A 24,693-nucleotide genomic window follows, 5' to 3' on the forward strand; every position below is an offset into this window, starting at 1 on the left:
AATTATGCTCATTCTAACAAATTGCATCTTAAACAACACCTATCAAGCTGTTATCGTAGGGGTGGTTTCGCTATAATGGATTATCTGTTTTTTGGAGAAAGTCATGAACTTAGAAGAATTTAACATTATCGTTTTTATCACCGGCATTATAATTGGCTGTGTTGCCACACTCGCTCTTAAAAGTTTCATTGCGAAAAACAACCGCAAGCAAACAGACTCAAGCTCAAATATCATCACCATGAAGACATTGCAGCAAGAGTTAGACAGCAAGCAAGTTATCATTGATAACTTTTTCACGGACAGCAACCAACACCTTTCTACAGTTGAAAAACGGCTCGCTGAGCTGCGCAATTGTTTAGCTGAAAACGCCAAGCAATTAAGCAACGTTACGGTTGAATCCAGCACCACGGCGGAACAAAACCTATCTTCTGAATTCTCAGACTCAGTAGAACCGCCAAGAGACTATGCCTTAAAACATGGCAAAGAACCTGGAATGCTGAGTGAAAACTTCGGCTTGGAAAACAGAGATCTCGACTTAGAACCAAAACGCACCATGTAACATAGAAAAACGGGCCATTAAAAAGCCCGTTTTTTTTACTTATCACCACACGTTACGCAGGATTATCAATATCAATAAATATGGCATCCAAGCCATGCTCTTGAGCTAAAAACTTCGCTATGGATTTTGCACCGAATCGCTCGGTAGCGTGATGACCCGCTGCGACAAAATGAATGCCCATTTCACGTGCAATATGTATTGTTTGCTCAGAAACCTCTCCCGTAATAAAGACATCAGCACCGACCGCTACAGCCTGCTCTATATAGCCTTGTGCGCCCCCTGTACACAGTGCCACTCGATGAATAAGACGATCATTCACACACTCAAACAACACATCGCGACCTACAGCCTCTTCAACTCTCTTCTGAAACGCAACCGCTGACATTGGCCCGTTTATTAAATCACCAACAATACCAATAGAGTCTTCTATCGGCACCCCAGTCTGTAACCCAGATCGATTTGACAGACCTATTGCGTCCGCCAGTCCAGCATTATTCCCTAAAGTTGGATGAGCATCCAATGGCAAATGGTAGCCATATAAATTAATATCGTTGAGGATTAGCGCAGCAATGCGGCGATACTTCATCCCGACGATACGAGGATCTTCGTTCTTCCAAAAGTAACCATGATGAACAAAAATGGCATCTGCCTTATAGTCAATAGCGGCGTCAATAAGAGCCTGACTGGCGGTTACACCTGTCACCACACGGGTAATCTCTTTTTTTCCTTCCACCTGCAAACCATTGGGCGCATAATCTTTAAAACGATTTGGACTTAATGTCTTATCTAGTAAACTATCAAATTCACTTCGCAGCAAAATAACCCCTTATACTTTATGAATCAAAAAAAACACGGGTCACCCATTCTTCTTTCTGCACTTGCCGGAACCTGCATAGGCTTGGCTGTACTCCTCGTACAAGAGAAGCAAAAAAATACAGACTCTAGCTACTCCACTCCCGTGCAAATAGCCACACCTTCTGTTGTTAACATTTACACCCAAGTTAACCAACAAAAAGGCCTGAATGACATAGGTGTCGCAAAACATAGCATTAATTTAGGCTCAGGCGTAATTGTCACAAAAGATGGCTTCATTCTCACCAACTATCATGTTATTCAGAACGCGCAGAGCATTGTCGTCGCACTACATGATGATCGACGCATTGAAGCCCAACTCATCGGTTCAGACCCATCAACAGACTTAGCTGTTTTAAAAATACCACAGCTAAACCTACCAAGCATTAAAATGGGCGATAATGACAAAGTGTCCGTAGGAGATCGCATCCTTGCCATCGGCAACCCATTTGGAATAGGCCAAACCGTCACTGCTGGCATTATCAGCGCCAAAGGACGCAACAGCATAGGACTTAACACCTATGAGAACTTTCTACAAACAGACGCCGCTATCAATCCAGGCAATTCAGGTGGCGCTCTAGTGAACCTAAAAGGCGAACTGATTGGCATAAGCTCAGCCATTTACTCAAGCTCTGGCGGCTCCCAAGGAATTGGCTTTGCAACGCCGGCGGACGACGCCCTTGAGGTCATGAATGACATTATAAAACACGGAGAAGTAATACGAGGCTATTTAGGAATGGAGGCTCAAAAGATCACCCCGTTATTGGCTGACAATCTATCTCTTCCTTCCAAGCACGGACTGCTTGTCAACGATATAACAAAAGAAAGCCCAGCCGAAAAAGCCGGCATTGAAGTTGGCGATATCATACTAGAAATAAACAACACACCAAGCGAGGATCCATTTCAGATTAGACGCTTTATTGCCTCTTTGAAGCCCGGAACCCATATTTCCCTTGTTGGCATTAGAGGGTTGCAATCCTATCAGACTGACATCATGCTAGAAAAACAACCCACCATGCAAAGAATCAATTATTGATTTTGACGCTCAATCAACATTTTCAATTGATTCAAACTACGCTCAAAATTATTACCTGCAATATCATTGGCAAACAAAGCAAGGTAAGGACTCAATAAACCAGCACTTAGATCACCACCAATGATCCAGTTTACTAGAGTTCCACCCTCCACTTCAGATAACAGAATTTGATTGTGAACAAGATTAATCTTGGGCTTTGGACGCACATCAAAACGAACAACAGACTCTGACGCAGTAATGAGTGACAAAACACCTTGATCTGATGTTGAATCATACGTTATGAAGACAGAATCACCGTCCCCTAAAACCCCATCAAACGAACTCAATCGACCATCTTGAATAAACATCCACTGCGCCAAGCGGTCACCCTTAAGCATCTCTTCGTAGACCTTGGTCTTTGAAGCATTTATAACAACACTGCGCTCAACACGGTAATCAGTCGGCATAAAAAAGCCCACCACAACCAGAAGCAAAATAACCAGCGCCGTAATGCGAGTCACTTTTCTTAGCTTATAAAGAGCAGCAGGATGCGATGAGTTACCGACCATTATAATCCCTTCAAAATCCGATATTCAGCCGACATAGCATGCGCCTCTAACGACTCTCCACGAGCCAAAGGAGAAGCTATTTTAGCCAACTCACTCGCCCCTTCAGGCGAACAGTAAATCAGCGAACTACGCTTTTGAAAATCATAAACCCCCAAAGGAGATGAAAACCTTGCCGTACCAGATGTCGGTAAAACATGGTTAGGTCCAGCACAGTAATCACCTAACGCCTCAGGCGTATGACGTCCCATGAAAATGGCACCCGCATGACGGATTTTTTCGACCCATTTTTCTGGCTCATCGATCGATAACTCAAGATGCTCAGCCGCAACAACATTGGCGATATCCATCGCTTCATCCATATTTTCAACATGAATAAAAGCGCCACGCCCTTCTAAAGACGCTTTAATGATATTTTTTCGACTTTGCGTTTCAATCAAACGCTCCATAGACGCTTTTACATCTTTGATAAAAGCCAAGTCAGGTGAGATCAAAATAGATTGGGCATCTTCATCATGCTCTGCTTGCGAAAACAAATCCATGGCAATCCAATCAGGATCAGTCTTACCATCACAGACCACAAGAATTTCCGAAGGTCCGGCAATCATATCGATACCCACTACGCCGAATACCATCTTCTTCGCCGTGGCAACATAGATGTTACCAGGACCAACAATCTTATCGACTTTGGGAATCGTCTCTGTCCCGTACGCTAAAGCCGCAACGGCTTGCGCGCCACCTATCGTAAATACACGGTCAACGCCTGCAATATAAGCGGCTGCCAACACAATATCATTGACCAAACCATCAGGCGTTGGAACCACCATGATAATCTCAGCAACTCCCGCCACTTTTGCAGGCATCACATTCATCAACACTGACGACGGATAAGCGGCCTTACCACCTGGCACATACACACCCACGCGATCCAAAGGCGTGACCTTTTGACCTAACACGGTACCGTCATTCTCTTGGTACTGCCACGAAGGTTGCTTTTGTCGCTGATGATAATCATGCACCCGCTTTGCAGCGGCTTCTAGGCTAGCCACCAATTCAGCACTGACGCGATTTTTTGCAAGCGCTAACTCTTCCCGAGAAATTTCAAGCTCAGAAGAAGAAACAACATGACGACGATCAAACCGATTTGTGTATTCAATGACCGCATCATCGCCGCGAAGACGCACTTGCTCAACAATATCAGCAACCGCTTTCTGCACACCAGCATCGGAAACAGAATCCCATGCAAGCAAAGATTCTAGTTCAGAGCGGAAACCATCAGAACTAGAAGAAAACTCTCGAATATTAAGATTCAATTATTTACCCTCGTTATCATCAACCGCACGTCGTATCATTTCTAAGATAGGCTCAATTTCTGCGTACTTAGTTTTATAGGCGGCTTTATTGACCACCAAACGCGTACTAATAGGCGCAATCAACTCGCGAGCCTCAAGACCATTAGCCTTAAGCGTATTACCAGTATCAACGATATCCACGATCAGATCCGCCAATCCCATAATGGGAGCCAACTCCATCGCGCCATATAATTTAATAACATCAGCCTGAATACCTTGCTCCGCAAAATACGCTTTCGCTGTTTTAATAAATTTAGACGCTACTTTTAAACGTCTATTTGGCAACGACTGACCAACAACTCCCGCTGTCATTAGACGACATTTCGCTATTTTAAGATCCAGAAGCTCATAAAGATTTTTTGTTGACGCTTCCATCAACACATCTTTACCCGCAACACCAAAGTCAGCCACACCATGATCAACATACGTAGGCACATCGGTTGCACGCAAAATCACCAACTTAATATGCTCGTGATTTGTATCAAAAATTAGCTTGCGACTTTTACTAATGTCTTCAATTGGAACAATATTCGCCTTTTCCAAAAGCGGTAAAGTTTCACCAAGAATACGCCCTTTTGACAGAGCAATAGTTAATGTTCTGCTCATATCAATTCAAAACTCGTGAAATTTTCGCACCCAATGCACCAAATTTTTCTTCAATGCATTCATAACCACGGTCTATGTGGTAAATACGATCAATCTTTGTATCGCCCTCTGCCACTAAGGCCGAAAGCACCAAACTAGCTGATGCACGCAAATCTGTCGCCATCACAGGGGCTCCTTTTAAGCGCTCGCAACCACGCACAATCGCCGTATTGCCACTCACTTCAATGTCTGCCCCCATGCGAAGCATTTCATCTACGTGCATAAAACGGTTTTCAAAAATATTTTCTATTACACGCCCAACGCCATTTGCAATAGAGTTCAGCGCCACAAACTGCGCTTGCATGTCGGTTGGAAATGCCGGATAAGGCGCGGTGCTTATATTTACAGCATCGGGACGACGCCCTTCCATATCCACTTCTATCCAACTGTCACCACAAGTCACTTTTGCGCCTGCTTCTTCTAGTTTAGATAATACAGCCTCAAGAGATTTCACGTTGGTATCAATCACTCTAACTTTACCACCGGTGATAGCAGCCGCCACCAAGAAAGTCCCTGTTTCTATACGATCCGGCATAACGGGATAAGTGGTACCGTGCAAGGACTCAACACCATCAATAACAATGGTATCTGTACCGTGACCTTTAATTTTAGCACCCATGGAAATCAGGCATTCGGCCAAATCAACCACTTCAGGCTCACGCGCTGCGTTTTCTAAAATCGTTTTTCCATCTGCCAAGGTGGCGGCCATCAGCAAATTCTCGGTTCCCGTAACCGTTACCTTATCAAAAAAGATACGCGCGCCTTTAAGGCGACCATCCACACTAGCAACAATGTCGCCACCTTCAACAGATATCTTGGCCCCCATTGCTTCTAGACCACGCAGATGCAAATCCACAGGCCGGCTGCCGATCGCACAACCACCTGGCAGCGACACAATTGCTTTACCGAAATGGCTAACAAGAGGGCCCAAAACCAAAATAGAAGCACGCATGGTTTTTACAAGATCATAAGGTGCTTCACAGTTATTGAGTGTGGAAACGTCTAATTGCACACTCATTTTCTCATCCACGACCACACCACACCCCATAGAGCCAAGCAGCTCAAGCATGGTAGTGATGTCATGCAAATGAGGGAGGTTTTTAATTGTAATCAAGTCTTTTGTTAACAAAGTTGCCGCTAAAATAGGCAACGCGGCGTTTTTCGCACCTGAAGCGCGAACAACACCATTAAGCCGAGTACCACCGGTAATCAGAAGCTTATCCATATTTTTAATCTCTTATAATCGCATTTATAGCTTGCTTATTTGTTCTGGCGTATAGGTTTTCATTGTAACGGCATGAATGGCGCCACTGGATATAGCCTTTTGAAGGTGTGAGTATACAAGCTGCTGCCTCTTCACTGTGGACAGGCCTTCGAATTCACTTGTTACTACTACCACTTGGAAATTACAACCTTCCCCTTCTGCAATAACTTCGCAGTTGGGAATAGAGGATTCTAAAAGTGCTTTAACTTCACCTGCGTTCACAGTCGCTCCAATAGATAAAGATATTTGATTGCACTATTCTACATGAGTACAGCCAACTACTTAACACCCACAAGCCCAACTCTGAATAAAAAACCTCTTGTTTTCCAAGATTTTAATCCAGACTGACAATAGCAGACAGAAAAAACAAAAAAATCCGAACTCATCACCTGAATTCGGATTCTATAAGGAACATAAAATAGACGAGAGGACCGCTAGGACTTTTTCGCCAAAGAGTCACGCCATGCAGAAATAGCCGCTTCAATATCGTTTCTATTTTGCTCCATCATGACCGCAAACTGCTTACGGAAAGTTAAGCCAAAATTAATATTATTGATGACAACGTTACTAAGCATCCATTTGCCTGCCTTGGACTGCTCCATATAAAAACTGATGTTCAACATACCACCCGCTTCCATCTGGAAATCCACATCCACTTTCGTTTCTCGACCTTGCCCTTGCGGACCCAATGGCAAAACATTAATACGATTTGCATCAAGCTCTAACAGAGAAGCACCATAGGTTTTCAGCAAGGTATCTTTAGTCACCGTGGCAAAACGCACCCTTTGTTCGGCAGTCGCTCTACGATAATACTTCCCCATGACTTTTTTTGAAAAATCATCAAAATCCACCACATCTTCGAGAATAGCGTTGACGCGCTGCTCAAGCAGAGCTGGATTTGAAGCCAGAACAGTCTTATCTGCAACAATATCTTTACGAAAAGCATCTACCACATTGATGACAGCATCTCTTGCACCATCGACATTAGACCACGCCAAATTTGAACAAAACGCAGTTAGAACAAACAAAAAACTCATAACAATTTTAGACATAGCTTATTTCTCCGAGTCGCCAGCTTTAAACAAAAACTGACTAATCAAGGTCTCTAAAACAAGGGCTGATTGGGTGTCGTATATTTCACTGCCATTTTTCAGCATCTCGTCATCCGCACCAATCGATATACCCAAATATTTCTCACCCAACAAACCACTCGTCAATACGGCAATAGAGCTGTCCGTTGGAATATTATTTACGTCAGAGTGGATATTCATGGTCACTAACGCCATATACAACTCCTTATCAAACGTAATGGATTCAACACTACCCACTGTTACGCCCGCTATGGAAACTTTGGCTCGACTTGTTAAGCCCGCAATATCATCAAACCTAGCAACAACCTGATAAGTATCTTTTTTACTAGAAAAAGCCAAGCCACTCACTTGTACAGCCAAATAAACAAGAGCGGCAACACCCAGTACAATAAAACACCCAACCAATAACTCAGCTCGCTTACTTCTCATCCTAAAAATCTCCAAACATAGCAGCGGTCAATACAAAATCTAACGCCAAAATAGCCAATGAACTTAATACCACAGTACGGGTAGTCGCTTTGCCTATCCCCTCTGAAGTTGGCACACACTCATACCCCTGATACACCGCTATCCAAGTAACGACAACAGCAAAACACACCGCCTTAATGACACCATTCATAATATCAGTATCAAAATGCACTGATTGCTGCATAGATGACCAAAACGCGCCATCATAAACACCCAACCAACCCACTGAAACCAATTGCCCTCCAAGAATCCCAGAGGCCGAAAAGATTAAACTCAACAGCGGCAAACAAATGACACCAGCGATGAAGCGTGGCGCAATAACACGTCGAAGCGGATCAACTCCCATCATTTCATAGCTGGATAACTGCTCAGTGGCTTTCATTAAACCGATCTCTGCCGTCAAAGAAGAACCCGCTCGGCCTGCAAACAAAAGCGCGGTCACAACTGGTGATAACTCGCGCAACAGCGAAAGCGCCAACAACTGTCCTACCGCCTCTTCAGAGCCAAATTTCGCTAAAATACTGTAACCCTGCAGCGACAGCACCATGCCGATAAATGCCCCTGACACAAGAATAATAACAAGAGACAACACACCAACCGAATAAAGCTGCTTTACCAGCAAATTCACCGACTCGCTAAACCGAACAGGAAATCGGCAAACGCTTTGAACCAAAAAGATACCTGCTCGCCCTACCGCTTCTAACCAGTCAAAAAGCCATGCGCCCAAAGAAATAATTACTTTCACTGTATCGCTCCACCTTTATTAGACTTACTCGCAACAGATTGGGGACCACCCTGAAGATCGACATCACTGTCATCAACACTCTCAGGATAATGAAATGGCACTGGTCCATCTGGTTCGCCATTCAAAAACTGCCGCACTTCAGGATCTTCAGAAGCAAGAATATCCTTGGCAGAGCCTTCGGCAATCACTCGCCCACCAGCCAAAATACAAACATGATCTGCAATAGATAAAGACTCTTTCACATCATGAGAAACCAACACTGAGGTGATATTTGCGGAATCATTAAGCTGGCGAATCAACTTCACCAACACACCTTTCGATATGGGATCCTGACCTGTAAATGGCTCATCATACATAACTAACTCTGGGTCTAATGCGATTGCACGAGCCAACGCAACCCGTCTCGCCATTCCACCTGACAACTCCGCCGGCATCATTTTAGCGGCACCCCGAAGGCCAACGCTATGCAACTTATCAGACACGATGGAGGCAATCTCTTTCGCACTAAGCTTAGTATGCTCCTCCATAGGAAACGCGACATTCTCTGCCACTGACATGTCCGTAAACAAGGCACCACTTTGAAACAACATGCCCATTTTCTTACGCACTTTGTAGAGCTCAGTACGAGACAAAGCATGTACATTTTGCCCATTAACAAAAATAGTACCTGCCGTAGGGGTAAGTTGCGCGGCGATCAGACGCAACAACGTGGTTTTTCCCGTTCCACTCGGCCCCATGACAGCCGTGATTTTTCCCTTAGGTATGGTTAGAGAGACATTTTCATAAATAACACGATCTCCTCTAAAAAAACTCAGATCATTGACCCTTATATAAGCATCTACCACTGATACACCTTTAATCACTATAAAATATCGCCTGATACTATCACTGCACTCCAATAAATAAAATCATGACACCACTAAATGCACCTTGTTTGTGAGATCAAGTCTTGAATTCAAACGTCAAACCTCATTAAATGGTGATTCCTAAAATCTATGAGTAATTTCAATACCATGCTGTTATTTTCTGTTGCCCTCATTGTGGGACTCGTTTTGTTAATCATGAGTTCTGACAAATTCATCGAACACTCTGCTTTAGTTGCAGAAAAACTCAATGTCAATCCGATGATAATAGGGATTACTCTCGTTGCATTTGGCACGTCAGCCCCAGAGATGGTTGTTTCCGCTATTGCAGCGTTAGACAATGCTCCAGAAATTGCCGTTGGTAACGTATTAGGCTCCAATATCGCAAACATAGCGCTTGTATTTGGTATCACCCTTTTCTTTTCAGCAGTTCCTATTGCGAAAGGGCTTGCAAAAAAAGAAGTGCCACTTGTGCTGGCAATCACCTTACTCACAGGGGCATTGCTTTACGATCAAACACTTGATCTATGGGACGGCATAATACTTCTGGCCGCCTTTGTGGTGATCTTGACCATATTATTGAAAGGCAATAAGGATCTTGAAAGCGAACTTGCGGATGAGCTACCTGAAGACGATGGCGCACCCGTTGTAAAATCTCTGTTTATCGCGCTTATTGGACTAGCGGTTTTGATTGGTAGTTCGAAATTATTGGTATGGGGCGCCATTGGCATAGCAACCGCTCTTGGTGTAAGTGAGTTAGTCATCGGCCTCACTATCGTTGCTGTTGGCACAAGCCTACCTGAACTGGCAGCGTCCATAAGTAGCGTACGAAAAGGCCATCACGACATTGCAATTGGCAACATCATTGGCTCAAACATTTTTAACTTAGCCACTGTATTACCATTGCCTGCCCTTATTGCACCGGGACTTGTCGACGCCAACGTCATTAGCCGAGACTTCCCTTGGGTACTTGGACTGACCGCAGCACTTGCCGTCGCGATTTTTGTGTTCAAAAACAACAAGAACAACAGCATCCCACGCTGGGTGGGACTTCCGCTTGTCGCTTCTTACGGTGTTTATTTATTCATGATCAGCACAAATGGCTCGGTGTGATGCATTTTTTGACAAAACTGATTACGGCAAAAAACCTCTTTCTAAGTGGAGCGACTTTAATTTTGTTCGCTCTTACTTTTTGGTATGGAACAATACCCACTAGAAATCTGGTTGAAACCGATTCACTGAGCAGCTCGCCAGACTATTTTATCACGGACGTAAAAGTGAGAGAATTCGACTCAAGCGGCCAATTAATCGAAACCTTGGACGCCGAGCAAACTCTACACTATATAGCAAAATCTAGAACCCTATTGGAAAAGCCCAGTATTGAGCGCCAATCAACCTCTGGTTCTTGGAGTGCGAAAGCAGAGAAAGGAGTTATCGAAGATGGCAGCAGTGACATTTTATTGACAGAAAATGCTCGGGCAACGAAAAAATACCTTCAATCTGAAGACATACAACTTAGCGCGGATAACGTGCATTATCTAGATAAAGACCAGTCATTAACCAGCTATGGAAATGCAACCCTTATTTCCCCTCAAGGAAACACGACGGCCAGCGAGATTACTACTTACATCAATTCAGAAGAAGTCGTGATGACAGGATCTGTAAGAGGACAATATGAAACAGTTCGTTAACATCAGCCTATTGGTTGCCTCAGCCTTCATAGGCCAATATGCTCACGCATTGCCTGATGACATAAATAAGCCGCTTGAAATCCAAGCTGACGAAGCCTCCTTTAATCAAAATACAGGGGAAGCCATATACAAAGGCAACGTGTTTGTCAAACAAGGCACTATTGAGATTCAAGCGCAATACCTCAAAGTATCAACAAACGTAAACACCAGAAAATTTAGTAGCTTAGAAGCAACAGGTAAACCAGCCAAATTCAGTCAACAGATCGATTGGAGTGGCAATATTGTGATAAGTAAAGGCAATAAAATCAATTATCTGACCACAGAATCAAAATTAGAGATCATCGGCGACGGCTACTTAAGCCGTATGCAAAACTCCATTACGGCAGACTACATTCTGTATATGATCAATGATGGCACCTTCAGTGCAGAGAAAAAAGATTCTGGTCGCGTCAATATGACATTGCAACCACAAGCACCCGAGGCTAAGAAATAAATGGCATTACTGGAAGCAAAACATTTGGCGAAAAGCTACAAAAAGCGACAGGTTGTAAAAGATGTCTCTATTGCCGTAGAGTCTGGTGAAGCAGTTGGTCTACTAGGGCCAAATGGTGCAGGAAAGACGACTTGTTTTTACATGATTGTTGGCATGGTCGCCAATGATGCTGGCGGTATTTTTATCGACGGCCAAGATATCACTCACGATGCCATGCACACACGTGCGCAAAAAGGTATTGGCTACCTCCCACAAGAAGCGTCTATTTTCAGAAAAATGTCTGTTGAAGACAACATTCTCGCCATTCTGGAAACTCGCAAAGAGCTTAACAAAGCTCAGCAAGCGGAAAGACTTGAGGAGCTATTAGAAGAGTTCCACATTAACCATATACGCACCAACTTAGGCATGGCACTGTCCGGAGGAGAAAGACGTCGGGTTGAAATAGCCAGAGCGCTTGCAATGAACCCAAAATTCATACTCCTAGATGAACCCTTCGCCGGTGTTGACCCTATCTCGGTTGGCGATATCAAGCTGATCATCAAACACCTGCAAGAAAGTGGAATTGGTGTTTTAATTACCGATCACAACGTCAGAGAAACCTTAGACATATGCGATAAAGCGTACATTGTTGGCAACGGTTACATCATTGCTTCAGGTGATGCGAACACCGTTATCAATAATGAACAAGTAAAAAAGGTTTATTTAGGCGACGACTTCCGTCTGTAACCCCTTATCATTGCTGTAGAAAGGGAGTAGTATGCATAACTCGTTCCAATTCACTCAAACTGAAAGAGTTGCTCTATGAAGCAGTCTTTACAATTAAAGCTCGGCCAACAGCTGACGATGACACCGCAACTGCAACAAGCCATTCGCTTGCTGCAGCTTTCTACGTTGGATTTAAAACAAGAAATACACGAATTTCTTGAATCTAACCCACTCCTTGAACTCGACGATGATGAGCACATGCACATCGACATTCCTGCGAGCATAGAAACAAAAAGCGCAACAGACCACACAACCGAAACCAATAACGAAGAAGAGCGTGTAGAGTCGGAATGGACAGAAAGTATCCCTGAAGAACTGTCAATTGATAGCAATTGGGATGATACATACCAAAGCTCTGCCGCTGTCAGCGATCATAATAGCTATGAAGGTGACGGTGACTTCGAAAGTCGCAACGCTCCCGCCGAGAGCATTCAAGACCATCTTATCTGGCAACTGAATCTGACTCACATGTCAGACCGAGACATAGAAATCGCTTATGCTATTATCGAATGTGTCCAACCAGATGGCTATTTAAGCATCTCCCCAGATGAAATATGTGAATCTCTAGCGGTTGAGTTAGAAGACTTAGAAATAGAAGAAGTCATTGCCGTACAGCATAGATTACAGCGCTTTGATCCTGTGGGTGTTTGTTCTATCGACTTGCGTGATTGTTTGCTTGTGCAATTGGAGGCATTCAGCAATCACCCGCTTTATAAAAGCACTCATAATATTATTGATCATTATCTCCCCCTATTGGGCAATCGTGATTTTGCACAACTGAGCCGTAAGACCAAACTAAAAGACGAAGCCTTAAAAGAAGTCATTGACCTAATACAACAGCTCAACCCTCGACCAGGCTCCGTTATAGACGCAGACGATACCGATTACGTCATTCCTGATGTGTCCGTCAAAAAACGTCATGATGTTTGGCAAGTCGAACTAAATAATGAAGCGTTACCGCCAATAAAAATCAATGAAACCTATTCAGCTATGGCAAGCACAGCGGCAACAGCAGAAGACGCCACCTACATTAAAACCTCACTCCAAGAGGCGAAGTGGTTTATGAAAAGCCTACAAAGTAGAAATGAAACGCTACTAAAAGTGGCAAGCTGTATTGTGAGTCGACAAATCGATTTTTTTGAGCTTGGTGAAGAAGCAATGAAACCCATGGTACTTCACGATGTCGCAGAAGAAGTCGGCATGCATGAATCGACTATTTCAAGGGTTACAACACAAAAATACATGCACACACCTAAGGGTATTTTTGAGCTGAAGTATTTTTTCTCAAGCCACGTCAACACTGCCGCTGGAGGAGAATGTTCTTCCACCGCAATACGAGCTATGATTAAGAAACTTGTGGCGGATGAACCACCCAAAAAACCACTAAGTGACAACAAATTAGCGGCTATTTTAGCCGATCAAGGCATTCAAGTCGCAAGACGAACTGTTGCCAAATACCGAGAGGCGATGAACATCCCTCCTTCCAATGAACGCAAACGACTGATCTAACGGAAAACATTTTATCATGTCCTTGAAATCATTATTAAAAGCGGAACTTGTTCTCGCAAAGCAAGATATTGTTAGCAAAAAACGTGTGTTAGAAAGCATCGCAGAAGTCGCCTCAAATCGACTACATTGCGACAACGAAGCGGTTTATGACGCTCTTTTAGGACGTGAGAAGCTCGGCAGTACAGGCATAGGCAATGGCATTGCCATCCCTCATTGCCGACTAGAATCAGCCAATCATACCGCGATTGTCGTTATGTCCCTACAAACACCGATTGACTTTGACTCCATAGATAAAAGAGCGGTCGACCTAATATTTGCGCTCATTGTCCCACCCCACGAGTGCGATCAGCATCTTGCGACTTTAGCCCAAATCGCAGAACTGGCTCAATCACCTGAGTCATTAGACAAACTGCGCACCGCACAATCTAATCAAGATCTATTCGCCATTTTTGATTCTTTAATATAGGAAAAGCACATGCAGGAAGAGTCTATTATCATTATCAATAAGCTTGGCCTGCATGCTCGCGCGGCTGGCAAACTCATTGAAACCACCACTCGTTTCTCGTGCGATATCACCATAGAAAAAGACGGTCGCAATGTCGACGGAAAAAGCATTATGGCCATGATGATGCTTGCGGCAGGGAAAGGAACAGAAATTCGCATAAAAACCAATGGCGAAGATGAAGGTGAGGCCATTAGCGCCATCATAGAGCTGATTAACAATCGGTTTGGTGAAGACGAGTAACGCTCTTCTATGTCGAAGCAAAACACGCTCAATCATCTGCAAACGGTAACCGAATCACTTGAGTCCGGTGAAACCATGCAGATACGCTATTTACTGAATGGCGCTTTACCTGCACAAGATGTCGCTAGACTATTAGAGTCTTCCCCGCCGAAAGAGCGTAAGCTTTTATGGGAATTAGTAGACGCTAAAAATGAAGGTGAAGTATTGCAATATCTCAGCGAAGATATTGGCATACAATTCATGAAAAATATGGATACAGAGCGGCTTATCGCAGTATCCGAGCATTTTGAAAGCGATGACCTCGCTGACTTACTGCAACACCTGCCGGAAAAAATCGTCAAAGAAGTTCTGGCGTCCATGTCCATTCAAGACAGGACAAGAGTTGAAGGCCTATTAAGCTATTCGGAAGACTCAGCCGGTGGCTTAATGAACACAGACACAATCACCATTAGGCCGAATATCACGGTAGATATTGCTTTTCGATATTTACGCAGACACACGTCCTTACCAGACATGACTGACAACTTGTTGGTTGTCAGTCGCTCCGACCGACTACTTGGTACGCTACCACTAACAAAACTGTTAGTTTCTGATCTAAATGCCACAATACGCGACATTATGGAAACAGAATTTACGGTTATTGTCGCTGAGACACCGGCAAGTGAAGTTGCACAGTTATTTGAAAAAATGGATCTTGTCTCTGCCCCTGTTATTGATAGCAAAACAAAAAAATTGTTGGGGCGAATTACCATTGATGACGTTGTTGACGTTATTCGAGACGAAGCTGAGCACTCTATGCTCAGCATGGCCGGGCTTGATGATGATGAAGACACGTTTTCCCCAATAATGAAAACCACAAGACGTCGCGCCGTATGGCTAGGCATCAATCTTATCACGGCTTTCATTGCCTCGTATGTCATTGGATTGTTTCAAGACACACTTGATCAAGTTGTTGCTCTAGCGATTCTCATGCCAATCGTCGCCAGTATGGGTGGCATTGCAGGCTCACAAGTGCTTACTTTGGTGATTCGTGGGATTGCACTTAACCAAATTGGCGCAACAAATACTCGCTGGCTTCTTAACAGAGAACTGATTGTAGGGCTCCTTAATGGCTTGCTTTGGTCAACCGTGATTGCTGTCCTTACTGCACTTTGGTTTGACAACATCAAGATTGCCTATATCATAGCGGGCGCTATCGTAATAAACCTACTCTTTGCCGCCGCCACTGGAACACTTTTGCCTATCTTGCTAAAAAAAATCGGCATAGATCCAGCCCTTGCTGGCAGCGTAATTTTGACTACCGTGACCGATGTTATTGGATTTTTATCCTTCCTTGGTCTTGCTACTATTTTTCTAATATAGGTTCCCATGACAGACTTTGATCAATTTGAAAACGACGACGAAACCCCTAAAAGTAAAACCCAGATCAAGCGTGAAATGGAAGCCCTGCAAGATCTTGGGAAAAAACTATTAGGCCTTAGCAAGAATCAACTTAAAAAAGTGGAAATGTCTGACACTTTGCGCGAAGCCTTTGTTGAAGCGGGTCGAATCAAACAGCATGAAGCCATGAGACGACACCTGCAATACATTGGTAAAGTCATGCGCACAGAAGATCACGAAGCCATTGCTCATCGCGTCGCTCTTTTCGACTCCACTTCTGCTGCCTACAACAAACTGTTTCATCAACTTGAGATTCGAAGAGATCTACTCATTGGAGAAAACAGCAAAGAAGCTTTATCAGAGTATCTGGAAGAAAACCCTCAAATTGAAGATATCCAATTGCTTAGACAGCTGATTCGCCAATCCCAAAAAGAAGTATCGCAGGAAGGCAATACCTCAAACCGTAAAAAACTCTTCCGTTTCTTACGAGAGGCAGAGGAAAAACGTCTTGGCTTAAAAGAGTAATAGACAAAAACATTCGCATAAAAAAGCCCCCGTTTTCCACGGCTAGACAGCCTTAGAAAACGGGGGCTTTTTTGAGAGATCAACGGATTTTAATTTATTACTTTTTAACCTAAATCAGTCTTCGGTGATAAAAACAGGGCATCTTTTCTCTCGCCGTGTTTAACGACTGCTTGTTTACACGAAAGACAAAATACCCCGGCTCTTCGCCCATTCCCACTAAGCGCTCCCCCCAAGGAGAATATAAAGCGCTGTGACCATACGTTTGCCGAGTTTCATTATGCCAACCACACTGACCAACCCCAAGTACATAACACTGGTTTTCGATGGCTCTCGCGGCAAGAAGTGTGTCCCAGTGCGCCTTGCCAGTGACATAGGTAAAAGCGGCTGGAACCAAGAGTATTTCAGCACCTAATTTTACCAACTCGCGGTAAAGCTCTGGAAAACGCAAGTCATAACAAATACTCAAACCCACGTTAAAACCATCCACCTCAATGACTTTTAACGCCAACTCTCCAGGCTCAATAACATCTGACTCTTTGTAGGTAGCCGCCTTATCACTTACCGTCACATCAAACAAATGAATTTTATCATAACGTTCATATATACAACCATCTGGATCAATCACCCAACAGCTTTGCCTTACGCGTGTGGCAGCTACCTGCTCACCGTTTGGCCTTAACAGAGCTGGATGCGAACCAACCACAAGATATATGGCATTTTTCTTTGCCAACGCCGACATTTCTGAAAACAATATGTCTTGATCAATCGATTCAGCTAAACCTCGCATTCCCTTGCCATTAAACAAGAAAACATTTTCAGGCAAGACAACAAGACGTGCGCCATCTCTCACCGCAGCAGACACAAGCCGAGACACTTCGCGTAGATTATCTTGCCAACAATTCGTACTTGTTAACTGAATCGCAGCAACAACTAATTCGGTCATTGCTTTGTCTTCTCTAACGGCCGATAGCGGATCGGAGTCATCACAGGATCATTAAAAGAACCTTCTACTTTGTATTGCACGCTGGTCACCTTTGACAGCTGATCGCCAATCAACTTATCTGTAATAAATAATAAACCCGCTAACTGAGGAGTCCCCCACAATAGACCAGCTAAAGGCAAGGTTCCTGTTATCGGAAAAGTGGCCGTTAACCTTTCATTCAAGGTTTCATTCACAATATCAGCCTCCCCTTCTATGACCAATTCAGCTGTAGGTGACACAATTGAAATTGGAGAAGTGGTTTTCAAAAGCCCCTTCTCTAAAGAAAGCGTTCCCTTAAACTGGTCATACGTTAACCCAGGTTCATAAACATCAGAGAAATCCAACAGCAAACGTCGGCTTAGTGCTCCAATATTAAAAATACCCAACGCCTTCAAAAACGCCGGTAACTCATCTACTTTGCTGACATTTCCATTTTCAGCCGAAAAACCAATGCGGCCTGATACTGATTGACGATCAAAGTAAAAAGGATGTCCATCCCAATTCAAACCAACGTCAATGTTATATTTTTTTGAAGATACGATGGCTTCGTTAGAAAACTTTTGCGTCAATTCCGCCAAATCGGCACCATTCGCTACAATAGCCAATTCAACACGGGAGTTTTTACCCTTATCCTGCCAAATTAGACTGCCTTTGAAGTCCCCTGTTTGCAATTTAGAAGAAATGGGGTCAATACGTACAACATCACCATCACGAGAAATGGCCAACTGCCAATCACCATAAGGACTTTCATTCAAATAAAGTTCATCGATAGACAGCATCATGTTAGGAATTTGTTTTGCCGATATCGGCGCTTTGTTTGATGATGAGACAGTAGAATCAGAGGATACGGTATTCCAGCTTAAAAAACCAAAATGTAAATTCGGTGTCCCATTGTCATCTAGCAAAGAAAAGTTCATTTCATCCGAGCTCACAAAAAGCGATCTATTTGCCGCAGCATCATAAGCCACCTTAAAGTTATGCAAGGTGTTACTGCTATCGACAACAACATTGTCGACAATCAAATCCACTCGACTTAACCATGACGGAACCTCTGGAATCTCAACGGTCTCTTCCGCGGACTCTGACGTTCCTGACAGATCGCTGAACAGCGATTGCCAATCATTGACATTAAATCTATCGACGCCACCGACCAACACCAAGCCCTTTGGTATCTGAGAATTTAAAACCTGATCTCGAGTGGCATTTAGCATGACTTCTCCACCAACAAACTCATTGCCATTTTGCAATAACAACCTAGCTTTTAAGAAGGCATCGTAATCAAAATCAACTACTAAATCTTTCTCGTGCTGCATGACCTTTACCTGAAACGGCAACGCTTCGTTAAGCATTTTTCCAATCGGATCAGGCAGATCTATTTTCACCCCCTTTAAATCACTATTAACCACTAAATCTACCTGCCCGTCTTGAGACTCGTTAACAGACAGTTCACCGCTATAACTTGTTTTACCCGATATTTTGTTACTTAAAGCAATCGGCAGCTTATGCCATGCCGCCACTTCTTTTATATCAAGGTCTCCAGACAAATCACCATGAACGGCCAACCCTCCATTCGGGGCAAGATCAGAAGACAAAATGAGACGCGATAAACCACCTAAAGCCTCTATATCAAATTCAGAATCGGTTATACCAAGGTCAGAACTATAATTTAAACGCCCCAACTTAATTCGAGTAGAAAGATCAATATCGTTAATATCCAGAGGGTTGTTCTTAAAACCTAAAGTCAATGTCACCTTAGGCTCAAAGCCCTCTGCAAAAGGAACCGCAATATCGAAACGACCATCAACATTGCCCTCTAATCGCCAGTTGGCAAAAGGCTGCAACACAGAATCAGCAAGAGGCGTCGCTCGCAACATAGTGAGAATACGCGAGGCACTGTCACTGACATCACCTTTAAGATTTAACCAATCCGCTGACCCATTTAGAATAGGGACGGTTAATAACAAGTCGTTTACAGGCAAATCAAGCATATAACCCGACGCCACTTGTACCGTCACACCGGTTTCATCAAACTCAAAAAAACCATTTACCTTGGTGGCTGTTGGCCAATTTTGATCGAACGTTATACTGGCATTACTTACCGCCAACTGTACCCTAACATGTGGCTCCGCCCCCTCAGATAACTCGGTTTGTACCAACACATCCGCGCTATCAACCACACCAGTATCGGCAAATGCGTCCTTTAGCCAAGACATAACATCGGGACTAAGTGCGTTTGGGGGAAGATAAGTTAGACGATCGGTAACCGCTAAGTTACGCCCATGAAGGTCTAAAGCAATCCAGTCAGGTTCCGTCTCACGAACCTCCAACCTAAAACCGCCTTGGATATCCGCACCATTACGTTGCACTCTTAAGTCTCGGCCGTTGATTAAAAATGCATCCGATACTTGCTGCCAACTGACATAACCAGACAACCAATCAGTGCGCCAAGACTCTTCATAGAGTACATCAAAAGCGAGATCGCTATCACGCCCCCGAAAATCAATGTAACCGCTGTCCTGTGACAAACTAAAGACAGCATCAATGTTAGTGGCTTTCGGGATACCGTTATAACCTTGCACAGACGCAGAACGCAAATTAGCTAAAAACTGAAAGGCTACATCATCGTTTTCACGCCACAAACGGATCGAACCATTTTGCGCGAGACCGACAGGGCTCAATCCACCCAATATTTGTGCGGCATCAGATTCCTCAGGTAAAAAATGCATCGCTATTTTTTGCGCTAGACCGATATCAATCTGGCTGAACGTTATATTTGATCGATCAGTAACAGACGACCAGTCAAAAATCATATCGGTAGCAGGATAACGATGGCCATCCTTATCGCCAATAGACATATCACGCACTTCCACCCTAAGACTCGGCTGCTTTAAAGAATAACGAAGCCGCACAGAGGGCATAATTTCATATTGCTGATCATCATCAAAAGCAACGTTCACCTTAACGGACTCTGCTCTAATATCGAGCTCTTTACCGATTAGTGCATCGATCCAGATATCACCGCCAAGCTCTACTGAAGACAATGAATAAGTGTCTCTTGGTAACATATCCTGTAATGGCAATGCCATTTGAGGTGCTTTAATAAAAGCCTTTACTCGATAACTGCCCAACAAACTTCGCGTTTCATCAATGCGCGCGCTCATCTGAAAAGGCAATGGATTATCATCCAAAAAAAAGTTCGCATTCAACAAGGACTCAAAGTCCCGCTGAAAAAGATAAATATGAGGAATATTGACAGTATGCTCCCCCAATTGATCGCTACGGACATGGAGGGACGCATCAAAAACAGAAAAATTACGCTGCGCTGAGAGATAATCCAGTACACGCTCAACACCAACATCATTTTGCACTTCACGAGAGGGCACAGCACCATTCAAACGCCACTGACCATCACTCTCTTGCAAAATGATAGATGGTCGCACAAATCGAATATAAGTAAATTGCGGGCTCAAACTCAATAAGGACTGTACGATATCTAAACGGACCCGCATTTCATCCACCGTAACTGCGGATTCTCCATTCACGTACAACTGAAAACCACTGACCGAAACAGTTGGATCGATCCCCTCTAAACGTCCACCGATTTCTTCCAAGGATACAGGATAGCCTGTTATTTGCTGTAGATTACGTTCTATCTGAGGGCGATAATTATCCAGATAAGGCAGCAGCCTCTCAACGCTGACGGCAATTACAGCAAGCAGGGCGATAAAGGAAATCCCCCCCCAAAAAGATACCAAGATCAGTTTACGTAATAGCCAACGCATATTAAGACCTTTTACTGCTAACGCAGAACCACATCATATTGATCTTGAGTATAAATAGCATCCACTTGAAAACGAATGGTTTTACCAATAAACGCCTCCAACTCAGCAACGGCCGCACTTTCCTCATCAAGGAATCGCTCGACAACAGAACCCGCTGCTAACACAGTGTAGGTTTGAGAATTGTACGCACGATCTGCCCTTAAAATCTCCCGGAAAACTTCATAACAAACGGTTTCAGGCGTTTTTACCAAACCACTTCCACGGCAAGAGCGACAAGGCTCACAAAGCGTCTGCCCAAGACTTTCTCGCGTTCTTTTCCGCGTCATCTCAACCAAACCTAACTCAGAAACACCGGTAATCTTGGTTTTAGCATGATCTGCATCCAGAATTTTTTCAAGCATTCGCAGCACTTGTCGCTTATGCTCTTCATCTTCCATATCGATAAAATCAATAATGATAATACCACCGAGATTACGCAACCTAAGTTGTCGACCTATTGCTGTCGCGGCTTCGAGATTTGTCTTATAGATCGTCTCTTCAAGATTTCGACTACCAACAAAAGCGCCCGTGTTGACATCAATGGTTGTCATGGATTCAGTTTGCTCAACCAGCAAATACCCACCTGATTTTAACTGCACCTTTCTGTCCAAGGCTTTTTGAATTTCATCTTCAACACTGTACAAATCAAAAATCGGACGTTCGCCAGGGTAATACTCTATACGATCTCGCAATTCAGGTATGAAATCTTCAGCAAACGACCGCAGCTTCGCATAATTTTCTTTAGAATCAATACGAATTTTTTCTGTCGATAAACCAACCAGGTCACGCATAGTTCGAAGATGCAAAGGAAGATCTTCATAGATAACAGAAGGCGCCTTGGCATGCTGCATGCGCCGCTTGACTGATTGCCAAAGCCGGGTAAGAAATTTAATATCGGCTAATATTTCTTCCTCTCCCGCTCTTTCTGCAGCGGTTCTTAATATGTAACCACTGTTTTCATCCGCATCGGTCAATGCTTCAGAAACCAATGATTTTAGACGCTCACGCTCCGCTTCATTCTCAATTCTTTGACTAACGCCGACATGAGACTGATCGGGCATGTACACAAGATACCGAGACGGTATTGAAAGGTGCGTTGTCAAACGCGCCCCTTTTGTACTAATTGGATCTTTAGTAACTTGCACGACCAAAGACTGGCCTTCGCGCAAATAATCTCCGATCTGATCGCTTGGATTAACCGCATCACGATCTGCCACTTCAGAAACATGTATAAACGCGGCACGCTCTAAACCGATGTCAACAAAGGCGGCCTGCATCCCCGGTAGCACACGCACTACTTTCCCTTGATATATATTACCTACAATCCCTTTACGACTTGAGCGCTCAATGTATACCTCTTGCAGTACACCATTCTCAACCAAGGCAACACGAATCTCCATCGGAGTAACATTAATGAGTACATCTTCACTCATGAGACATTTCCTCTAGTGGATGGATTCCAAACTGAGCCAAGATTTGTGCCGCCTCATACAAAGGCAGACCAACAACCGCGGAATAAGAACCAGACATTGAACGCACAAAAATAGATCCCATCCCCTGAATGGCATAGGAACCTGCTTTATCGTGTGGCTCACCGGATTTCCAATACTGCTGTATTTCGACATCTGAAATATCACGAAATGAAACATCATTTACGATGCACTTTGTAACCACATGATCAAATTCAAGATTACAAAGACAGAGAGAGGTAATCACTTGATGTGAGCGGCCAGAAAGCTGCCTTAGCATGGATAGGGAGTCGTCAAGACTACTCGGTTTACCTAAAATCCGCCCCCCAACCACCACACTGGTGTCTGATGCCAAAAAAATAGCAGACAAACCAGCGTTAGGCTGGCGTTTGTATTTTTCAATGGCGGCCTTCGCTTTTTCAACCGCCATCCTAACGACGTAATCTTTAGCCTCCTCTTGATATTTCGGTGTTTCGTCAATATCAGCAGGCAAAACCTCAAACTCTTTCACCAAGAGGCTAAGCAGCTCTTTCCTTCTCGGCGAAGCGGAAGCCAAAACAAGCATAAACTCTTCCCAAAAACAGCCTAACGGATAGCATAAATGCGTCGCACGCTACGCAAAATAATAAATGACCAAGGCCACAACAAACCAGTAATAACCGCTGGCATAAAAATCATTAACGTGGGCTCAGCATAGCCGAGATAATGATCAATCCAAAAATCAAGTAACTGATTGATACTGACCAACATACAAATGAAAAAACCTTGCTGCCAACGGTGATACATTCTTAGACGCTTGTAAAAAACGGCACAAGTATAAGCAATAATCACATAAGTAAGAGAATGCTGACCTATGATGCCACCCTGCAACAAATCGACCATTAGCCCCAAAAACCAAGCTAACCCCACCCCTACTCGGAATGGTAATGCGATCACCCAATACAAAATCACCAGCAAAGCCCACTCTGGGCGAAACCAAACAAATTGCTCAGGAAAAGGCACCGCCTCAAGCATTAAAGCCGTTAATAAGGTTATACAAAAAACAAAAATCGGCTTCATTCGCGTTCTGCCTCAGGCTTCTCAATCAGCATCACGTGACGACTGCGACCTAACTGCGCCAAAGGAACCACATCCACGTCTGCATAGGCTTTACCTTGCGTGTATTTAACACTTCGCACCACACCAACGGGATAACCGCTTGGGAAGCGATTATCCAGACCAGAGGTCGTTAAAATATCCCCCTTTTTAATATCTACTGATCGAGGAACACTCATTAGTTCCATTCGCTTTAGATCTCCTGTACCTCGCAAAATACCTCTAAAGCCGGTCCGAGAAAGCTGTACAGGAACAAAATGACTTGCGTCAGCAATCAGCAAGACTCGACTACTGTACGCCGCTGTTTCGACCACCTGACCCAGTACGCCAGTGGCATCTAAAACAGGCTGTCCAACAAACGCACCAGAAGAAAATCCCTTATCAATCATCAATCGATGACTGTAAGCATTCTGATCAAAACCAATCACTTCAGCCATGACAATTTTTTCGTCAACACGTTGAGAGGCGTCCAATAATTCTCGCAGTCGAACGTTTTCAGCCTGAAGCGAGTCAAGGCGTTGTTGACGACTGCGTAATAACAATATTTCAGCTTGCAAAGACTGATTTTCCTTAACCAATCCTTCCCTGCTAGCAAGATGTTCACCCGCCCAATTAAACATTTTTTGCGGCGTATTAACCACTACCTGAATCGGCGTTACAAGCAAGGTCAAATAGGGCCTTACTTGCGAAAAAACAGCATAACGAACATCAGCGACAATCATTGCAGCAGACAAGATAACCAATACAAGGAAACGAGCACTGGAAACCTTACCGCTAAAAAGAAGCGAATTGTTAATG

General features: G+C 43.9%; 27 protein-coding genes. 11 read left to right on the forward strand and 16 right to left on the reverse strand.

Annotation, left to right across the window (positions count from 1 at the left end):
• Positions 1-103: 103 nt before the first annotated feature.
• A complete protein-coding gene (locus DKT73_RS12940) occupies positions 104-559 on the forward strand; it encodes a ZapG family protein (protein ID WP_111638971.1) in 456 nt (151 codons plus the stop codon).
• Between the two features lie 52 nt (positions 560-611).
• Here the strand turns inward: DKT73_RS12940 and DKT73_RS12945 are convergent, their stop codons facing one another.
• A complete protein-coding gene (locus DKT73_RS12945; RefSeq protein WP_111638972.1) occupies positions 612-1,376 on the reverse strand; it encodes a Nif3-like dinuclear metal center hexameric protein in 765 nt (254 codons plus the stop codon).
• 81 nt (positions 1,377-1,457) lie between these two features.
• Here DKT73_RS12945 and DKT73_RS12950 point away from each other — a divergent pair, with 81 nt between their 5' ends.
• Positions 1,458-2,447 (forward strand): S1C family serine protease, encoded by a 990-nt coding sequence (locus DKT73_RS12950; RefSeq protein WP_232827870.1) that lies wholly within the window; start codon positions 1,458-1,460, stop codon positions 2,445-2,447.
• Here the strand turns inward: DKT73_RS12950 and DKT73_RS12955 are convergent.
• The 9 genes from DKT73_RS12955 to DKT73_RS12995 all read right to left on the reverse strand — a co-directional run bounded on the left by DKT73_RS12955 (position 2,441) and on the right by DKT73_RS12995 (position 9,402).
• Positions 2,441-2,995 (reverse strand): SRPBCC family protein, encoded by a 555-nt coding sequence (locus DKT73_RS12955; RefSeq protein WP_111638974.1) that lies wholly within the window; start codon positions 2,993-2,995, stop codon positions 2,441-2,443. The genes DKT73_RS12950 and DKT73_RS12955 overlap by 7 nt on opposite strands.
• Complete coding sequence (gene hisD, locus DKT73_RS12960; RefSeq protein ID WP_111638975.1) at positions 2,995-4,305, reverse strand: histidinol dehydrogenase; 1,311 nt, start codon at positions 4,303-4,305, stop codon at positions 2,995-2,997. Before hisD ends, DKT73_RS12955 begins: the two co-directional genes overlap by 1 nt.
• Positions 4,306-4,950: an ATP phosphoribosyltransferase gene (hisG, locus tag DKT73_RS12965; protein WP_111638976.1), complete on the reverse strand. Its 645-nt coding sequence runs from the start codon at positions 4,948-4,950 to the stop codon at positions 4,306-4,308.
• A 1-nt stretch (position 4,951) separates the two neighbouring features.
• Positions 4,952-6,214 (reverse strand): UDP-N-acetylglucosamine 1-carboxyvinyltransferase, encoded by a 1,263-nt coding sequence (murA, locus tag DKT73_RS12970; protein WP_111638977.1) that lies wholly within the window; start codon positions 6,212-6,214, stop codon positions 4,952-4,954.
• 24 nt (positions 6,215-6,238) lie between these two features.
• Positions 6,239-6,475 carry a BolA family protein gene (locus DKT73_RS12975; RefSeq protein WP_111638978.1) on the reverse strand — a complete coding sequence of 79 codons (237 nt, stop codon included), beginning with the start codon at positions 6,473-6,475 and terminating at the stop codon, positions 6,239-6,241.
• Between the two features lie 212 nt (positions 6,476-6,687).
• Positions 6,688-7,305 (reverse strand): MlaC/ttg2D family ABC transporter substrate-binding protein, encoded by a 618-nt coding sequence (locus DKT73_RS12980; protein WP_111638979.1) that lies wholly within the window; start codon positions 7,303-7,305, stop codon positions 6,688-6,690.
• A 3-nt stretch (positions 7,306-7,308) separates the two neighbouring features.
• On the reverse strand, positions 7,309-7,773 hold the full coding sequence (gene mlaD, locus DKT73_RS12985; protein WP_111638980.1) for an outer membrane lipid asymmetry maintenance protein MlaD: 465 nt from the start codon (positions 7,771-7,773) through the stop codon (positions 7,309-7,311).
• 1 nt (position 7,774) lies between these two features.
• Entirely contained in the window at positions 7,775-8,557 is a 783-nt protein-coding gene (mlaE, locus tag DKT73_RS12990; RefSeq protein WP_111638981.1) for a lipid asymmetry maintenance ABC transporter permease subunit MlaE, read from the reverse strand.
• Positions 8,554-9,402 (reverse strand): ABC transporter ATP-binding protein, encoded by an 849-nt coding sequence (locus DKT73_RS12995; protein WP_111639032.1) that lies wholly within the window; start codon positions 9,400-9,402, stop codon positions 8,554-8,556. Before DKT73_RS12995 ends, mlaE begins: the two co-directional genes overlap by 4 nt.
• Positions 9,403-9,552: 150 nt before the next feature.
• Here DKT73_RS12995 and DKT73_RS13000 point away from each other — a divergent pair, with 150 nt between their 5' ends.
• From DKT73_RS13000 to yjgA, 9 genes are all read left to right on the forward strand, one after another.
• Entirely contained in the window at positions 9,553-10,533 is a 981-nt protein-coding gene (locus DKT73_RS13000; RefSeq protein WP_232827871.1) for a calcium/sodium antiporter, read from the forward strand.
• Positions 10,533-11,111 (forward strand): LPS export ABC transporter periplasmic protein LptC, encoded by a 579-nt coding sequence (lptC, locus tag DKT73_RS13005; RefSeq protein ID WP_111638982.1) that lies wholly within the window; start codon positions 10,533-10,535, stop codon positions 11,109-11,111. Before DKT73_RS13000 ends, lptC begins: the two co-directional genes overlap by 1 nt.
• Positions 11,095-11,604, forward strand: a complete 510-nt coding sequence (gene lptA, locus DKT73_RS13010) for a lipopolysaccharide transport periplasmic protein LptA (RefSeq protein WP_111638983.1) — start codon at positions 11,095-11,097, stop codon at positions 11,602-11,604. The genes lptC and lptA overlap by 17 nt, the downstream gene beginning before the upstream one ends.
• The gene (gene lptB / locus DKT73_RS13015; protein WP_111638984.1) at positions 11,605-12,330 is read left to right on the forward strand and encodes an LPS export ABC transporter ATP-binding protein; all 726 of its coding nucleotides are present in this window, start codon (positions 11,605-11,607) and stop codon (positions 12,328-12,330) included. It begins immediately after the preceding gene.
• Positions 12,331-12,405: 75 nt separating this feature from the next.
• Positions 12,406-13,878, forward strand: coding sequence for an RNA polymerase factor sigma-54 (locus tag DKT73_RS13020; protein WP_111638985.1), 1,473 nt, complete (start codon positions 12,406-12,408; stop codon positions 13,876-13,878).
• A gap of 16 nt (positions 13,879-13,894) precedes the next feature.
• Positions 13,895-14,344, forward strand: coding sequence for a PTS IIA-like nitrogen regulatory protein PtsN (ptsN, locus tag DKT73_RS13025; RefSeq protein ID WP_111638986.1), 450 nt, complete (start codon positions 13,895-13,897; stop codon positions 14,342-14,344).
• Positions 14,345-14,353: 9 nt separating this feature from the next.
• Complete coding sequence (locus tag DKT73_RS13030; protein ID WP_111638987.1) at positions 14,354-14,623, forward strand: HPr family phosphocarrier protein; 270 nt, start codon at positions 14,354-14,356, stop codon at positions 14,621-14,623.
• Positions 14,624-14,632: 9 nt separating this feature from the next.
• Positions 14,633-15,985 carry a magnesium transporter gene (gene mgtE / locus DKT73_RS13035; protein WP_111638988.1) on the forward strand — a complete coding sequence of 451 codons (1,353 nt, stop codon included), beginning with the start codon at positions 14,633-14,635 and terminating at the stop codon, positions 15,983-15,985.
• Between the two features lie 6 nt (positions 15,986-15,991).
• Entirely contained in the window at positions 15,992-16,528 is a 537-nt protein-coding gene (gene yjgA, locus DKT73_RS13040) for a ribosome biogenesis factor YjgA (RefSeq protein ID WP_111638989.1), read from the forward strand.
• Between the two features lie 109 nt (positions 16,529-16,637).
• On the opposite strand, the gene DKT73_RS13045 is transcribed toward yjgA, so the two are convergent.
• The 6 genes from DKT73_RS13045 to mreC are packed head-to-tail and all read right to left on the reverse strand — an operon-like array spanning position 16,638 to position 24,692.
• Positions 16,638-17,471, reverse strand: coding sequence for a carbon-nitrogen hydrolase family protein (locus DKT73_RS13045; protein ID WP_111638990.1), 834 nt, complete (start codon positions 17,469-17,471; stop codon positions 16,638-16,640).
• Positions 17,468-21,292 (reverse strand): YhdP family protein, encoded by a 3,825-nt coding sequence (locus DKT73_RS13050; protein ID WP_111638991.1) that lies wholly within the window; start codon positions 21,290-21,292, stop codon positions 17,468-17,470. The genes DKT73_RS13045 and DKT73_RS13050 overlap by 4 nt, the downstream gene beginning before the upstream one ends.
• A gap of 17 nt (positions 21,293-21,309) precedes the next feature.
• Positions 21,310-22,764 (reverse strand): ribonuclease G, encoded by a 1,455-nt coding sequence (gene rng, locus DKT73_RS13055; protein ID WP_111638992.1) that lies wholly within the window; start codon positions 22,762-22,764, stop codon positions 21,310-21,312.
• Entirely contained in the window at positions 22,757-23,365 is a 609-nt protein-coding gene (locus DKT73_RS13060; RefSeq protein ID WP_111638993.1) for a Maf family protein, read from the reverse strand. Before DKT73_RS13060 ends, rng begins: the two co-directional genes overlap by 8 nt.
• A gap of 20 nt (positions 23,366-23,385) precedes the next feature.
• Entirely contained in the window at positions 23,386-23,859 is a 474-nt protein-coding gene (mreD, locus tag DKT73_RS13065; RefSeq protein WP_111638994.1) for a rod shape-determining protein MreD, read from the reverse strand.
• The gene (gene mreC, locus DKT73_RS13070) at positions 23,856-24,692 is read right to left on the reverse strand and encodes a rod shape-determining protein MreC (protein ID WP_111638995.1); all 837 of its coding nucleotides are present in this window, start codon (positions 24,690-24,692) and stop codon (positions 23,856-23,858) included. The genes mreD and mreC overlap by 4 nt, the downstream gene beginning before the upstream one ends.
• Position 24,693 lies beyond the last annotated feature (1 nt).

The organism is Marinomonas shanghaiensis (assembly GCF_003259175.1).
GTDB lineage: Bacteria > Pseudomonadota > Gammaproteobacteria > Pseudomonadales > Marinomonadaceae > Marinomonas > Marinomonas shanghaiensis.

What these genes read in the sequence shown, in the direction of transcription:
- DKT73_RS13000 (WP_232827871.1), top strand. Translation starts at nt 9,553, where the DNA reads ATGAGTAATTTCAATACCATGCTGTTATTTTCTGTTGCCCTCATTGTG.
- lptA (WP_111638983.1), top strand. Translation starts at nt 11,095, where the DNA reads ATGAAACAGTTCGTTAACATCAGCCTATTGGTTGCCTCAGCCTTCATA.
- yjgA (WP_111638989.1), top strand. Translation starts at nt 15,992, where the DNA reads ATGACAGACTTTGATCAATTTGAAAACGACGACGAAACCCCTAAAAGT.
- mreD (WP_111638994.1), bottom strand. Translation starts at nt 23,859, where the DNA reads ATGAAGCCGATTTTTGTTTTTTGTATAACCTTATTAACGGCTTTAATG.
- lptB (WP_111638984.1), top strand. Translation starts at nt 11,605, where the DNA reads ATGGCATTACTGGAAGCAAAACATTTGGCGAAAAGCTACAAAAAGCGA.
- DKT73_RS13020 (WP_111638985.1), top strand. Translation starts at nt 12,406, where the DNA reads ATGAAGCAGTCTTTACAATTAAAGCTCGGCCAACAGCTGACGATGACA.
- murA (WP_111638977.1), bottom strand. Translation starts at nt 6,214, where the DNA reads ATGGATAAGCTTCTGATTACCGGTGGTACTCGGCTTAATGGTGTTGTT.
- DKT73_RS13030 (WP_111638987.1), top strand. Translation starts at nt 14,354, where the DNA reads ATGCAGGAAGAGTCTATTATCATTATCAATAAGCTTGGCCTGCATGCT.
- rng (WP_111638992.1), bottom strand. Translation starts at nt 22,764, where the DNA reads ATGAGTGAAGATGTACTCATTAATGTTACTCCGATGGAGATTCGTGTT.
- hisG (WP_111638976.1), bottom strand. Translation starts at nt 4,950, where the DNA reads ATGAGCAGAACATTAACTATTGCTCTGTCAAAAGGGCGTATTCTTGGT.
- DKT73_RS12955 (WP_111638974.1), bottom strand. Translation starts at nt 2,995, where the DNA reads ATGGTCGGTAACTCATCGCATCCTGCTGCTCTTTATAAGCTAAGAAAA.
- DKT73_RS13050 (WP_111638991.1), bottom strand. Translation starts at nt 21,292, where the DNA reads ATGCGTTGGCTATTACGTAAACTGATCTTGGTATCTTTTTGGGGGGGG.
- DKT73_RS13045 (WP_111638990.1), bottom strand. Translation starts at nt 17,471, where the DNA reads ATGACCGAATTAGTTGTTGCTGCGATTCAGTTAACAAGTACGAATTGT.
- DKT73_RS13060 (WP_111638993.1), bottom strand. Translation starts at nt 23,365, where the DNA reads ATGCTTGTTTTGGCTTCCGCTTCGCCGAGAAGGAAAGAGCTGCTTAGC.
- DKT73_RS12940 (WP_111638971.1), top strand. Translation starts at nt 104, where the DNA reads ATGAACTTAGAAGAATTTAACATTATCGTTTTTATCACCGGCATTATA.
- DKT73_RS12980 (WP_111638979.1), bottom strand. Translation starts at nt 7,305, where the DNA reads ATGTCTAAAATTGTTATGAGTTTTTTGTTTGTTCTAACTGCGTTTTGT.
- ptsN (WP_111638986.1), top strand. Translation starts at nt 13,895, where the DNA reads ATGTCCTTGAAATCATTATTAAAAGCGGAACTTGTTCTCGCAAAGCAA.
- lptC (WP_111638982.1), top strand. Translation starts at nt 10,533, where the DNA reads ATGCATTTTTTGACAAAACTGATTACGGCAAAAAACCTCTTTCTAAGT.
- mgtE (WP_111638988.1), top strand. Translation starts at nt 14,633, where the DNA reads ATGTCGAAGCAAAACACGCTCAATCATCTGCAAACGGTAACCGAATCA.
- mlaD (WP_111638980.1), bottom strand. Translation starts at nt 7,773, where the DNA reads ATGAGAAGTAAGCGAGCTGAGTTATTGGTTGGGTGTTTTATTGTACTG.